Genomic DNA, 12487 nt, shown 5'->3' with positions numbered 1-12487 from the left:
GTCGCCGCCGACCCGAAGCTGCGCCCCAGGATCGACGCCAAGATCAACGAGTTCAACGCCGCGAAGGTCGATCACACCGGTGCGATGAAACGCATGCGCAGCGAGCGCGACAAGATCAGCGCGGACTTCGCGCGCGACATCCAGCGTTATCGCGAACTGCGGCCAGCAAAGGGCAACTGAGCCCGGTTCCGACCCGATTCACAGGCAGCGCAGGAATCGCCGACAATGCCGGGAACCTTGATCATTCCCTTCCACTGTCGATGTCGGTCCAGCTCTACCTCGCATCGCGTTCGCCCCGTCGCGCGGAATTTCTCGCCGCGCTTGGCGTAAGCCATGCCGTGATCGCCGCCGATGTGCCTGAGCAGCCGAAGCCCGGCCAGTCGCCGCTCGACTACGCACTGGAAACCGCAACGGCCAAGGCACGTGCCGGTGCGGCCAATGCGCGCTTGCCGATTCCCGTACTCGGCGCCGATACCGATGTCGCGATCGATGGCGTGATCCTCGGCAAGCCGCGTGATGCCGATGACGCCGTGGCGATGCTGATGCGCCTCGCCGGGCGCAGCCATCAAGTGGTCAGCGCGGTGGCCGTTGTCGCGGGAGAAAGGCTGGAAACGATCTGGACCCTTACCGACGTCGTCTTTGGCGATATCGAGGTAGCCGATGCCCGCGCCTATGCCGCCAGCGGCGAACCGCTCGATAAGGCCGGCGCTTACGGTATTCAGGGCCATGCCGCGCGCTGGGTGCGCCGGATCGAAGGCAGCTATACCGGCGTCGTCGGCCTGCCGCTGTACGAGACGGCGGAATTGCTGGGCCGCTTCGGTGTCCGAACCGATGCACTTCGCGTCTCATCGGTATCGGCGTACTCGCAATGAGCACCGAAATCCTCGTCAACATCGGCCCGCAGGAAACCCGCGTGGCCCTGGTCGAAGGCGGCGCGACGCAGGAAATCTATGTCCAGCGCGCGGCGCGCCACGGCCTGGTCGGCAACATCTACAAGGGCGTGGTGGTGCGGGTGCTGCCGGGCATGCAGGCCGCGTTCGTCGATCTCGGGCTGGACCGCACCGCGTTCCTGCATGTCGCCGACATGATCGCCAGCGAAGCGCACGCCGGGCCGCTGCCGCCAGTCGAGAAACTGCTGCATGAAGGCCAGGAAGTGCTGGTGCAGATCCTCAAGGATCCGATGGGCACCAAGGGCGCGCGGCTGACCACCTTGCTGTCGATCCCGTCGCGCTTTCTGGTGCTGATGCCGTTCGAGAAGCATGTCGGCGTGTCCGCCCGCATCGAGGACGAGGGCGAGCGGTCGCGGCTGAAAACCTTGCTCGAAAAGCTGGTGCCGGAGCTGTCGCCGAACTGGGGCGTGATCGCCCGCACCGCGGCGGAAGGTGCGGATGAAGACGGTCTGCGTCAGGACCTGAGCTTCCTGACCCGGCTGTGGGCCAGCGTCAATCAGCAGACCCAGTTCGCCAAGCCCGGCCATCTGGTGCATGGCGATCTGCCGCTGTCGATGCGCATCCTGCGTGATCTGCTCGGCACCGCGGTCGAGCGCATCCGCATCGATTCCGCCGAGGAAGCGCGCCGCGTGCAGCAGTTCGCCAAGGTGTTCGTGCCATCGGCGGCGTCGAAGATCGAGGCCTACAGCGGCCATGCGCCGATCTTCGATCTGTATGGCGTCGAGGACGAACTGAATCGCGCGCTTGATCGCAAGGTCGATCTGAAATCCGGCGGTCATCTGATCATCGATCAGACCGAAGCGATGACCACCATCGACGTCAATACCGGCGCCTTCACCGGTCATCGCAATCTCGAGGAAACCATCCTCAAGACCAACCTCGAAGCGGCCGGCTCGATTGCCCGCCAGCTGCGCCTGCGCAACCTCGGCGGCATCATCATCATCGACTTCATCGACATGAAGGCCGAAGAGCATCGCGCCCAGGTGCTGCGCACGCTGGAAAAGGAAATCGCCCGCGATTCGGCGCGCACCCACGTCTATCCGTTCTCACCGCTGGGCCTGGTCGAGATGACGCGCAAGCGCACGCGCGAAAGCCTCGGCCACATCCTTTGCGAGCCTTGTGCGGTCTGTGACGGCCGCGGCGTCGTCAAGACGGTGGAAACCATCTGCCACGAGATTGCCCGCGAAGTGCAGCGCGCCGCGCGTCTCTACGAGCCGAAAGCCTTCCTGGTGCTGGCCCATCCGAAAGTCATCGAGCGCCTGCAGGAAGAGCAGAGCGGCGGCTTGGCCGAGCTTGAAGCGAGCCTGAAGCGGCCGATCAAGCTGCAGGCCGAGTCGCACTACTCGCAGGAGACGTTCGACGTGGTGCCGGTGTGAGGCTGCGCGGTTTCCAGAGCATTGAAAGCGGTGTCGGTAGTCCACGCAGGCTTGATCTGCGCTCGCCATGAAGCTGGTCGCCAAGCGCTGGTGGACGCGGCTGATCACCGTGCTGGCGGTGCTGCTGATCACGGTCGCGACGATCAGCCTCGGCTTCCGTTTGCTGATCGATGCGGTGCCCGGTTATCGCGGCGATGTCGAGCGTTTCGTCACCGCCAGCGTCGGCCATCCGACTCGGATCGGCACCATGGCGCTGACTTGGCGGGGTTTGAGCCCGACCCTGGAACTGCACGATCTGGCGCTGCTCGATGACAGTGGCGCCGAGCTGCTCAAGGCGCCGAAACTCAGGCTGGGCTTGAGTCTCGGTCGCCTGATTGCGGGGCCGCGAGTGCCGGATCGCATCGAGGCTGAAGGCCTGCAACTGGTCGCCCATGCCGATGCCGACGGTCATCTGACGCTCGACGGCGTCACCTTGAAAGATACGGGCAATCACGCGCTGGTCGATGACCTTGCGCGCTACACCGAGCTGCGCCTGCGCAACTGCAGTCTGCGTCTGCACGACGCGCGATTGGCGGATGCCGCGCCGCTCGATTTCGTGCTCGACGAAGCGCAACTGCGCCACGGCAATACCGGCTACGCGCTCAGTGCCGTGCTGCGGCCACCCGCCGAACTGGCCCGGCGCGCCCGGCTGACAGCCCTGATCACCGGCGATCCCGGCCAGCTCGATACGCTCGCTGGCGACTGGGCCTTGACGGTCGAGGACCTCGCTGGCTGGCCCTGGCTCAAGCCGGCGTTCAAGCCCGGCGTGAAGATCGCGCTCGATGACGCCCAGCTGAGCGCCCAGGGTCGGATCGAAGCCGGCAAGCTCGGCGTGATGCAATTCGTCGCCCAGGCGCGCGACGTCATCGCGCGGACTGAAGATGCGCCGCTGGCGCGAATCGCCGCCGTCGATGTCGAGGCACGCGTCGAACCGTTTCCCGACGGCTGGCGTCTGAGCCTGCCGAAAGCCGATCTGAGCGGCGCGCGCGGACCGTGGTCCCTGGCTGGGCTGGAAGCGGTGCAGGCCGCTGATGGCAGCCGGACGCTGAAGCTGCCGCTGCTGCGTCTCGACGACATCGCCCCGTGGCTGACGGCCTGGCGCGAGCTGCCGGCGACCCTGGCCCGGCTGCGTGATGCCGAGGGCGATCTGCAGGCGCTGAGCGTGACGGCGGGCCCGCGGATCGATGAGCAGCCGGGAGCGCTGGCCGTGCAGGCGAAGCTGGTCGGCGTCGGCCTGGTCAGCCGTGCCGAGCAGGATGGCGTTTCCGGCATCGCCGGCGATCTGCTGGCGACGCGCGACAGCGGCGAGATCCGCCTCGCCGGAACCGCCGTCGCCGTGCATCTGCCGCGGGCCTTCGATCAATCGCTGCCGCTCGATGCCTTGCGCGGCGAATTGCACTGGCAACGCAGCGGCGAGGACTGGTTGCTGTCGGTGCCGGCGGTCGATCTGGTGCTCGGCAGCGCCGGCATCAAGGGCAGTATTGCGCTGAATCTGCATGCCGATCGGGTGCCGGATCTGAAGCTGCGGTTGGATGTGAAGGCCGACGACGTCACCGCGCTGAAGCCCTGGATGCCGAAGAACTGGAGCGAGCACAACCGCGAATGGCTGGACCGGGCAGTACGCGAGGCGAAGGTCACCTCCGGCGAATTGCTGATCGATGCGCCGCTGACGCCGCGTGATGCCGACAACCATCCGACCCTGCGCTGGGAGCTCAAGGTCAAGGTGCGCGACGGCGTGCTGGCGTTCGCGCCGGACTGGCCCGCAGCCGAAGCGATGGCGGCCGATCTGCACTTCCATGATGGCGGCCTGGACATCGATGCCAGCGAAGGCCGGATCAGCGATCTCAGCGTGACTCGACTGCACGCCGAAATCGCCGATTTTTTCGTGCCGGCGCTGGTGCTCGATGGTGCGTTCGAGGGCGATGCGGCGAACCTGTACAGGCTGCTGCGCGACTCGCCGTTGAAGACCCGCGTCTCCGGCCTGCTGACCCGCACCGAGGCCAGCGGCCCGGCCGCAGCGACCTTGGTCTTGCGGATGCCGCTGAACATTCCGCAGCCGCCGATCGATGCAACCGGCGTGCTGAGCCTGCGCGATGCCGAACTGCAGGTGCGCGGCCTGCAGGAGCCCTTGCGCGGCCTCAACGGCGAGCTGGACTACGGCAAGTCGATCAGCGCCGAACGGCTCACCGCCCGGCTCTACGACACCGCCATCACCGCCCAGATCGGCGCCGTCGACGCTCAGCCTGTGCTGACCGCCGCCTTCGAGCTGGAGCCGGGCCGCGGCGAAGGCCTGTCCGGCACCTTCATCCCTGTCTGGCTGCGCAACGGTCTCAGCGGCAGCACGACGATGACGGTGCGGCTGCCGCTCGGCGGGCCGGACAACGGTCATCTCTCGCTGGCCACCGATCTGCAGGGTGTGACTTCCAGCCTGCCGACGCCGCTGACCAAGACCGCCGGTTCGGCCATGCCGGTGGCGATCGATCTGAGCGGCGACAACGGCGCGACCCGGGTCGGCATCCGGGTCGCCGATGAACTGCACGCCGGCCTGCGCTTTGCCGAAGCGGGTGCTGACAGCGGCGGTGCGACGCGGCCGCATGGCATCGAAGTACGGCTCGGTAGCGATCCGGCGATGCCGCGCGCCGATGCCGAAGGCCTGGTCATCAGCGGCGCGCCTGACTATTTCGATCTAGGCGCCTGGCTCGCCTTGATCAGCGCGCCGGAAAGCGGTTTCGGCCAAGCCTCGGCGAACGGCAGCAGCGGCCCGCGTTTCCTGAGTGCCGATATCACCGCGAAACAGCTGAGCCTGCGTCGCCTGCAGTTGGGCGCCACCCGGCTGCTCGCGCTGCCGGATGGCGATGGCGTGACCGTACGCACCACTGGTGCTGCCGCAGGCGAAGTGCGTTGGCAGCCCGCCGAGGGCGGCAGTGTTGTCGGCCGGCTGGAAGCTTTGGCACTGGAACCGTTTCCGCCGCTGCCGCCGACCGTGCCGGGCGCCGCACCTCCCGACTCGCCGTTCAATCCCACTCGCGCCCCGGTGTTCGATCTCGACATCCAGCGTCTGAGCCTCGGCGAGGTCGATCTCGGCCATCTGAATCTGGTCACCGCGAGAGTCAACGATGGCCAGAAGGTCGAGCGCCTCAGCCTGGCCGGCGGCCGACTCGAAGCCAAGGTCGGCGGCTTCTGGCTACGTCGCGCGCTCGATGGCGTCGACGGTTCCAGCGCCGATCTGGACTTCGATCTGCATTCGAATGACATCGGCGATGTGCTGCGCGTGTTCGGCTACACGCCGAACCTGACCGCCGAAACCAGCCACTTCAGCGGCGCCGTGAGCTGGCCGCGGGTGCCGGCAGGGCTGGAGCTGTCACAAGCGGAAGGGACGATCGATATCGATGTCCACCGCGGTTCGCTGAAAGCGGTGGAGCCGGGTGCTGGCCGGGTGCTCGGCCTGGTCAACCTGTATGCGCTGCCGCGCCGTCTGCTGTTCGATTTCCGCGACGTGGTCGCCGATGGCCTTGGCTTCGACAAGCTGAAAGGCAGCTTCAAGCTCGCCGACGGTGACGCGGTGACCGACGATCTGAACATCGACGGCCCGTCACTGAAAGTGGAGATGCGCGGCCGCATCGGTCTCGCCGCCCGCGATTACGACCAGAAAGTTACCGTGTTCCCGGACATCTCCACCGGTGTCACCGTTGGCGCAACCCTGCTCGGTGGCCCGATTGCCGGCGGCATCCTGCTGGTCGCCCAGCAGTTGTTCGACAAACCGTTCAACCAGATCGGCAAGTTCAGTTACCGTGTCACCGGCAGCTGGGACGACCCCACCGTACTGAAATCAGGCGAAGCGCCCGCTGCCCCGCACAGTAAGGTCCCTTTCTCGGCCCCCACCCCGACCACAACGCCTGCCGACGCCCGCAATGGCTGAGCCCACGCCCGATTCGCCGCCGATCCTGCCGATGATTTCGGCGATCCAGATGAATTCCACGCCAGTGGTTGCCGACAATCTGGCGACTGCTGCGCGCCTGCTGGCCGAAGCGGCCGAGGCCGGCGCGGTGCTGGCCGCACTCCCCGAGAATTTCTCGATCATGGGTGCCAAGGAGACCGACAAGCTCGCCCACGCAGAGGCTTTCGGACGCGGGCCGATCCAGGACTGGCTGGCCGAAACCGCGCAGCGGCTGGGCTTGTGGATCGTCGCCGGCACGGTGCCGGTCGCGGTCGACGGCGATCCGGGCAGAGTCTGGGCGGCAAGCCTGGTGTTCGATGCCAGCGGTGCGCAGCGCGCCCGCTACGACAAGATCCATCTGTTCGATGTCGATGTGCCCAGCGCCACCGGCGAGCGCTACCGCGAATCGCGGACCATCGCCCATGGCGATCCGGCCGGTTTCGCGGTCGTCGAGACGCCGGCCGGCAAGCTGGGCTTGTCGGTCTGCTACGACCTGCGCTTCCCCGAGCTGTACCGCGAGCTGGCGGCGCGCGGCGCCGAAATCCTCTGCGTGCCGGCGGCGTTCACCGCCAAGACCGGGCTTGCGCACTGGGAGATCCTGCTGCGCGCGCGGGCGATCGAAAACCAGGTCTATGTCCTGGCACCGGGCGAAACCGGCACTCATTCCGGTGGCCGCCAGACTTGGGGCCATTCGATGATCGTCGGCCCCTGGGGCGAAGTGCTGGCCTGCTTGCCGGAAGGCGAGGGCGTGGCCACCGCCAAGGTCGATGTGCCGGCGCTGCACCGTTTGCGCGCCGGATTTCCGAATCTTTCCCAGCGGCGGATTGGCGTCTGAGCCCTTGCTGACTATGCCTCCGGGCTTGCATCTGGCGCGATCCCCCGCATCCTTCTCCCACTCCTTTCCCGAACGCTGCCGATGACCACCGCTCTCACGCTTGCCCGCGCCACTCTGCTGGAACCCGCTGCCCTCGATGAAGGCGCGATCCAGCGCGTGTTGTCCGGCCTGATGAAACCGGGCATCGATGCCGCCGATCTGTACTTCCAGAACTCGGTGTCGGAGTCCTGGTTCTTCGAGGACGGCATCGTCAAATCCGGCTCCAACCACACCGAGCAGGGCGTCGGCGTGCGCGCGATCAGTGGCGAGAAGACCGGCTTCGCTTATTCCGATGAGCTGTCGCTGCCGGCGTTGGTCGATGCCTCCGGTGCGGCGACGGCGATCGTCCGCACTGGCCAGAGCAATACGCTCGGCGTGCTCGTGCAGCCGAATCGGCAGGCCTTGTATCCGGCCGAAAGCCCGCTCGACAGCTGGCCGACCGAGAAGAAACTGGAACTGCTGAAGCGCGCCGACGCTGCCGCGCGGGCGATCGACCCGCGCATCACCCAGGTGATGGTGTCGCTGGCGGCGACGCACGACATCGTCATGGTCGCCGCAGCCGACGGCACGCTGGCCGCGGACATCCGGCCGCTGGTGCGAATGAACGTCACCGTGATCGCCGAATCGAACGGCCGCCGCGAGCAGGCCGGCAGCGGTGGTGGTGGTCGCGGTGCCTACGGCGATTTCTTCGCTGGCGATGCCGCCGAACGCCATGCCGCCGAAGCCGTGCGCCAGGCGCTGATGCTGCTCGAAGCGGTGCCGGCACCGGCTGGCGCGATGACCGTGGTGCTCGGCGCCGGCTGGCCCGGCATCCTGCTGCACGAAGCGGTGGGCCACGGTCTGGAAGGCGATTTCAATCGCAAGGGCACGTCTGCGTATTCGGGCCGTATCGGTCAGAAGGTGGCCAGCCCGCTGTGCACGATCGTCGACGACGGCACGCTGCCGGGCCGGCGTGGCTCGCTGACCCTCGATGACGAAGGCACGCCGACGCAGTGCACGACCCTGATCGAGAACGGCATCCTGCGCGGCTACATCCAGGACAAGATGAACGCCCGGCTGATGGGCATGGCGCCGACCGGCAATGGTCGCCGCGAATCGTTCTCGCATCTGCCGATGCCGCGGATGACCAACACCTACATGCTGCCCGGCCAGAGCGATCCGGCCGAGATCATCGCCTCGGTCAAGAAGGGCCTGTACGCCGTCAACTTCGCCGGCGGCCAGGTCGACATCACCAACGGCAATTTCAGCTTCTCGGCCAGCGAGGCCTACCTGATCGAAGACGGCAAGATCACCCGCCCGGTGAAGGGCGCGACCCTGATCGGCAACGGCCCGGAAGCGATGAGCCGGGTATCGATGGTCGGCAACGACCTGAAGCTCGACAGCGGCGTTGGCACCTGCGGCAAGGATGGCCAGAGCGTGCCGGTGGGTGTTGGTCAGCCGACCTTGCGTCTCGACAACATGACCGTCGGCGGCACGCAGGCCTGAAACGATGAAAGCCATCCCGACTTCGTCTCCGACGCTGGGCAAGCGCGCCACGCGTCCCGGTGTCGATGACCCTGGTACCGTCGTTCGGCTGACTCAGCTCGGCGTCGTCCAGGTGATCCGCCTGCCGAAGGACCTGCGTTTCGACTGCGAGTCCGTGCGGCTGATCCGCGATGGCGACCGCCTGATCGTCGAACCAGTTGGGAAGTCCGCTGCTGTGCTGTCGCCTCTGCCTGGACGTGAACCGCCAGCCGCGTCCGGGCCGCGACCGCGGCGCAAGGCGCCGGACGGCGATCTGCATACGCCATCGCCGATCGGTCCCAAATTCGGCCGCTGAAGCCTCTCCCTTTTCCTACGTTCCCCTTTATTCCATGAGAAGACCCCTCGGCCGCCTGCGCATCATCGGCGGCGAATTCCGTAGCCGCCTGATCGATTTCGATGCTGACGCCGGTGTGCGCCCAACGCCGGATCGCGTGCGCCAGACCGTGTTCGACTGGCTGAGCCCGATCATCGAAGGCAGTACCGTGCTCGATCTGTTCGCTGGCAGCGGCGCGCTCGGGCTGGAAGCGATCTCGCGTGGCGCATCGCACGCCAGCTTTGCCGAAACCGGCGGCGCGCAGGCCGAAGCAATCCGCGCCGCGGTCGCCAAGCTGAAGGTCGTCGATCGTTGCGACGTGATCCGCGGCGACGGCATTGCCTTCCTGCGCTCGACGCCGCGGCGCTTCGATCTGGTGTTCGTCGATCCGCCCTACGACAGCACCTTGCTGGCCTCGACGCTCGGCAGTCTGCCGAAAGTGTTGAAGGAACTGAACCGTCTTTACCTGGAATGGCCGAAGGGCCAGCCGCCGGTGCTGCCGGCCGGTTACACGATGCTCAAGGAAAAGACCGCGGGGCAGGTAAGCTACGGTCTGTTTACCTACGCGCCACCGGGAGAGCCGCAACCGTGAGCGTCATCGCCGCCTACTCAGGCACCTTTGACCCGATCACCCTGGGTCACAACGACATCATCCATCGCGCATCGCGGATGTTCCCGAAGCTGATCGTCGCAGTCGGCTCGAACATCGCCAAGAACCCCAAGTTCACGCTCGAGGAACGCTGCGATCTGATCCGCGCCTCGGTCACCGATCTGGTCAATGTCGAAGTCGTCGGCTTCAGCGGCCTGGTCGTCGACTTCGCGAAGGAACACGGCGTGACCGTGCTGGTGCGCGGCGTGCGCAATGTCGGCGATGTCGAATATGAGAAGCAGATGGCGGTGATGAACCGCGATCTCTATCCGACGCTCGATACCGTGCTGCTGGCGCCGTCGCCGGAATACGCGCATCTGTCGTCGAGTCTGGTCCGCGAACTGACCGGGCTCGGTGCGCCGGTCAAGAAGCTGGTGCCGAAAGCTGTGATTCCGTCGCTGCTCGCTCGCTTCGGCCGCAAGACGCGCTAGGCCCGTATCATCAGCCCATGGCGCTGACGATCACCGACGAATGCATCAATTGCGATGTCTGCGAACCGGCCTGCCCCAATCAGGCGATTTTCCAGGGGCCGGACATCTACGAGATCGCACCCGAACGCTGCACCGAGTGTGTCGGTCATTTCGATGAACCGCAGTGCCGCTCGGTCTGCCCGGTGGACTGCATTCCGCTCGACCTGCTGCATGTCGAAAGCCACGAACAGCTGCTGGCCAAATACCGGCTGCTGACTGCCGCCAAGCTCTGAGCGCGGTCTGGTCTCATCAGGAAACTCCGCGTGACTTCCAACGTCTTTCGCCACCGCTTCGACGGCCTAGCTGCCACCCGAACTTTCTTGCTGTCGCTGGCCGTTCTGTTGTCGGCTGGCGTCTCTGCCAGCGCCGCCGACAAGCCGCCCGGCAATGCCGTGGCCAGTGCTCATCCGCTGGCGACCAAGGCCGGGCTCGATATTCTCGCCGCCGGTGGCAACGCCTTCGATGCCGCCGTTGCGATCACGGCAGCGATTGCCGTTGTCGAGCCCACTGGCTCCGGCATCGGCGGCGGCGGCTTCTGGCTGCTGCATCGCGCGTCGGACCGTTTCGAGACCATGGTCGATGGCCGCGAAGTCGCGCCGTTCGCCGCCACGCCGACGATGTACCAGGACGCCAGCGGCAAGGCGATCGACAAGGCTTCGCGCGATGGCCCGCTGTCGGCGGGGATTCCCGGCGAACCGGCCGCGCTGGTCTATCTGGCCAAGAAGTACGGCAAGCTGCCGCTGGAAAAATCGCTGGCCCCGGCGATTGAACTGGCGAAGGATGGCTTCGCGGTCGATGCCAAGCTGGTCAAGGCGATCGAGCAGAACCAGGCTCGTTTCTCGCCGGCAGCGCGCGCAGTATTCCTGCCCGGCGGCAAGGTGCCGACGGTCGGCCAGAAGCTGCGCCAGACCGATCTTGCAGCGGTGATCAAGCGGCTTGCCGACAAGGGCCTGCCCGGCTTCTACGACGGTGAAACGGCGAAGCAGTTGCTTGCTGGCGTCAGCGAAGCCGGTGGTATCTGGAGCGCTGACGACCTGCATCGCTATACGGTCGTCGAGCGTTCGCCGATGGTCACCTGGTTTCGCGATTACCGTTTGGTGTCGGCACCGCCGCCATCGGCCGGCGGCTTGGCGCTGATCGAAACCCTGCAACAGCTCGAAGCGATCGGCTGGTCGGATGTCGGTGACGGCGTTGGCAAGCATCTGGTCGTCGAAGCGCTGCGCCGCGCCTATCGCGATCGCGCCGCCTGGCTCGGCGATCCCGATTTCGTGCGCATTCCGCTGGCCCGCCTGGCGTCGCGCAGCTATGCGCTGGAGTTGGCGAAAGGCATCGTCCGCGACAAGGCGACGCCGTCGGCGAGCCTGCCACCGGCGCCGCTCGGCGCACCCGGTGGCACCAATACCTCGCATTTCTCGGTGATCGATGCCGAGGGCAACCGCGTGGCCGCGACGATGTCGATCAATCTGTCGTTCGGCTCCGCCTACATGGCGCCGGGCACCGGCATCCTGCTGAACGACGAGATGGACGACTTTGCCGCATCGACCACCGCCAGCAATGCCTATGGCCTGATCGGCTCGGAAGCGAATCTGGTGGCCCCGCGCAAGCGGCCGCTGTCGACCATGTCGCCGACCTTCATCGAAGGCCCGAATGGCGTGCTGGTGCTCGGCACGCCGGGCGGCAGCCGGATCGCGACGATGGTGCTGCTCGGCGTGCTGAACTTCGTCAACGGCGCCGACGTGAAAACCATCGTTGCCGCGCCGCGCTACCACCATCAGTACCTGCCGGATGTCGTGCAGTACGAGCCGGGCGCCTTCAGTCCGGAAGAAGTCACGCGCCTCACCGCGATGGGCCATGAACTGAAGCTGCTCGACAGCACCTACGGCAATCTCCAGGCAGTGCTCTGGCGTCCGGCCAACGACACGCTGGAAGCAGCCGCTGATCCGCGCGGCGTCGGCAGCGGCGAAGTGCGGCTGCTGAAACGGCGCGATTAGAGCGGTTCTGCGGAGGTTTGCCGTTTCGACAAGCCCGATGGCGGCTGGTTAGTATCTCGGGGGGACGAACTTGTCCCCTGACGGCAAGCCATGCGCGCCCGTCCATAACAACGAGGAGAACACATGAGTTTGACGACGCGAATTCGCTTGCTTGCCCTGGCTTCCGCCACGGCCACTGCCATGATGCTGACCGGCTGCAATGGCGGCGGCGGCAATGATGATTCTGCTGGCGGCACGACCGGCTCTACGACGGGTTCGACGACCGGCGGCACGACGACGGGCGGCACCACGACCGGCGGCTCGACCACGGGTGGTACGACCGGCGGAACCACCGGCGGCACCCTGGGCGGTTTGACGGGCGGCG

General features: G+C 66.5%; 12 protein-coding genes. All 12 read left to right on the top strand.

The window, feature by feature from the left end:
* On the top strand, positions 1–180 hold a 180-nt coding region (locus QZY06_RS10470; RefSeq protein WP_295683808.1), incomplete at its 5' end, for a hypothetical protein.
* A gap of 80 nt (positions 181–260) precedes the next feature.
* Positions 261–872, top strand: coding sequence for a nucleoside triphosphate pyrophosphatase (locus QZY06_RS10465; protein ID WP_295683805.1), 612 nt, complete (start codon positions 261–263; stop codon positions 870–872).
* Positions 869–2326, top strand: a complete 1458-nt coding sequence (rng, locus tag QZY06_RS10460; protein WP_295683802.1) for a ribonuclease G — start codon at positions 869–871, stop codon at positions 2324–2326. The genes QZY06_RS10465 and rng overlap by 4 nt, the downstream gene beginning before the upstream one ends.
* A gap of 67 nt (positions 2327–2393) precedes the next feature.
* Positions 2394–6284 (top strand): YhdP family protein, encoded by a 3891-nt coding sequence (locus tag QZY06_RS10455; protein WP_295683799.1) that lies wholly within the window; start codon positions 2394–2396, stop codon positions 6282–6284.
* Positions 6277–7137, top strand: a complete 861-nt coding sequence (locus tag QZY06_RS10450) for a carbon-nitrogen hydrolase family protein (protein WP_295683796.1) — start codon at positions 6277–6279, stop codon at positions 7135–7137. Before QZY06_RS10455 ends, QZY06_RS10450 begins: the two co-directional genes overlap by 8 nt.
* Positions 7138–7218: 81 nt before the next feature.
* Positions 7219–8661 (top strand): metalloprotease TldD, encoded by a 1443-nt coding sequence (gene tldD, locus QZY06_RS10445; RefSeq protein WP_022978445.1) that lies wholly within the window; start codon positions 7219–7221, stop codon positions 8659–8661.
* Between the two features lie 4 nt (positions 8662–8665).
* Positions 8666–8995, top strand: coding sequence for a hypothetical protein (locus QZY06_RS10440; protein WP_295683788.1), 330 nt, complete (start codon positions 8666–8668; stop codon positions 8993–8995).
* Positions 8996–9029: 34 nt separating this feature from the next.
* The gene (gene rsmD, locus QZY06_RS10435; protein ID WP_295683785.1) at positions 9030–9605 is read left to right on the top strand and encodes a 16S rRNA (guanine(966)-N(2))-methyltransferase RsmD; all 576 of its coding nucleotides are present in this window, start codon (positions 9030–9032) and stop codon (positions 9603–9605) included.
* Positions 9602–10093, top strand: a complete 492-nt coding sequence (gene coaD / locus QZY06_RS10430; protein ID WP_295683782.1) for a pantetheine-phosphate adenylyltransferase — start codon at positions 9602–9604, stop codon at positions 10091–10093. The genes rsmD and coaD overlap by 4 nt, the downstream gene beginning before the upstream one ends.
* A 17-nt stretch (positions 10094–10110) precedes the next feature.
* Positions 10111–10365 carry a YfhL family 4Fe-4S dicluster ferredoxin gene (locus QZY06_RS10425; RefSeq protein ID WP_295683780.1) on the top strand — a complete coding sequence of 85 codons (255 nt, stop codon included), beginning with the start codon at positions 10111–10113 and terminating at the stop codon, positions 10363–10365.
* 30 nt (positions 10366–10395) lie between these two features.
* On the top strand, positions 10396–12123 hold the full coding sequence (ggt, locus tag QZY06_RS10420) for a gamma-glutamyltransferase (protein ID WP_295683777.1): 1728 nt from the start codon (positions 10396–10398) through the stop codon (positions 12121–12123).
* 123 nt (positions 12124–12246) lie between these two features.
* The coding region (locus QZY06_RS10415) for a hypothetical protein (protein ID WP_295683774.1) at positions 12247–12487 on the top strand (241 nt) is incomplete at its 3' end.

It is taken from the genome of uncultured Nevskia sp. (assembly GCF_903885465.1).
Lineage (GTDB): Bacteria > Pseudomonadota > Gammaproteobacteria > Nevskiales > Nevskiaceae > Nevskia.
The sequence above is the reverse complement of the archived record's forward strand: the minus strand, read 5'-3'. Positions and strand labels throughout refer to the sequence as shown.

Bases quoted from the DNA above. Each gene is read 5' to 3' on its own strand.
- QZY06_RS10465 (WP_295683805.1), top strand. From the start codon at position 261: ATGTCGGTCCAGCTCTACCTCGCATCGCGTTCGCCCCGTCGCGCGGAA.
- rng (WP_295683802.1), top strand. From the start codon at position 869: ATGAGCACCGAAATCCTCGTCAACATCGGCCCGCAGGAAACCCGCGTG.
- QZY06_RS10455 (WP_295683799.1), top strand. From the start codon at position 2,394: ATGAAGCTGGTCGCCAAGCGCTGGTGGACGCGGCTGATCACCGTGCTG.
- QZY06_RS10450 (WP_295683796.1), top strand. From the start codon at position 6,277: ATGGCTGAGCCCACGCCCGATTCGCCGCCGATCCTGCCGATGATTTCG.
- tldD (WP_022978445.1), top strand. From the start codon at position 7,219: ATGACCACCGCTCTCACGCTTGCCCGCGCCACTCTGCTGGAACCCGCT.
- QZY06_RS10440 (WP_295683788.1), top strand. From the start codon at position 8,666: ATGAAAGCCATCCCGACTTCGTCTCCGACGCTGGGCAAGCGCGCCACG.
- rsmD (WP_295683785.1), top strand. From the start codon at position 9,030: ATGAGAAGACCCCTCGGCCGCCTGCGCATCATCGGCGGCGAATTCCGT.
- QZY06_RS10425 (WP_295683780.1), top strand. From the start codon at position 10,111: ATGGCGCTGACGATCACCGACGAATGCATCAATTGCGATGTCTGCGAA.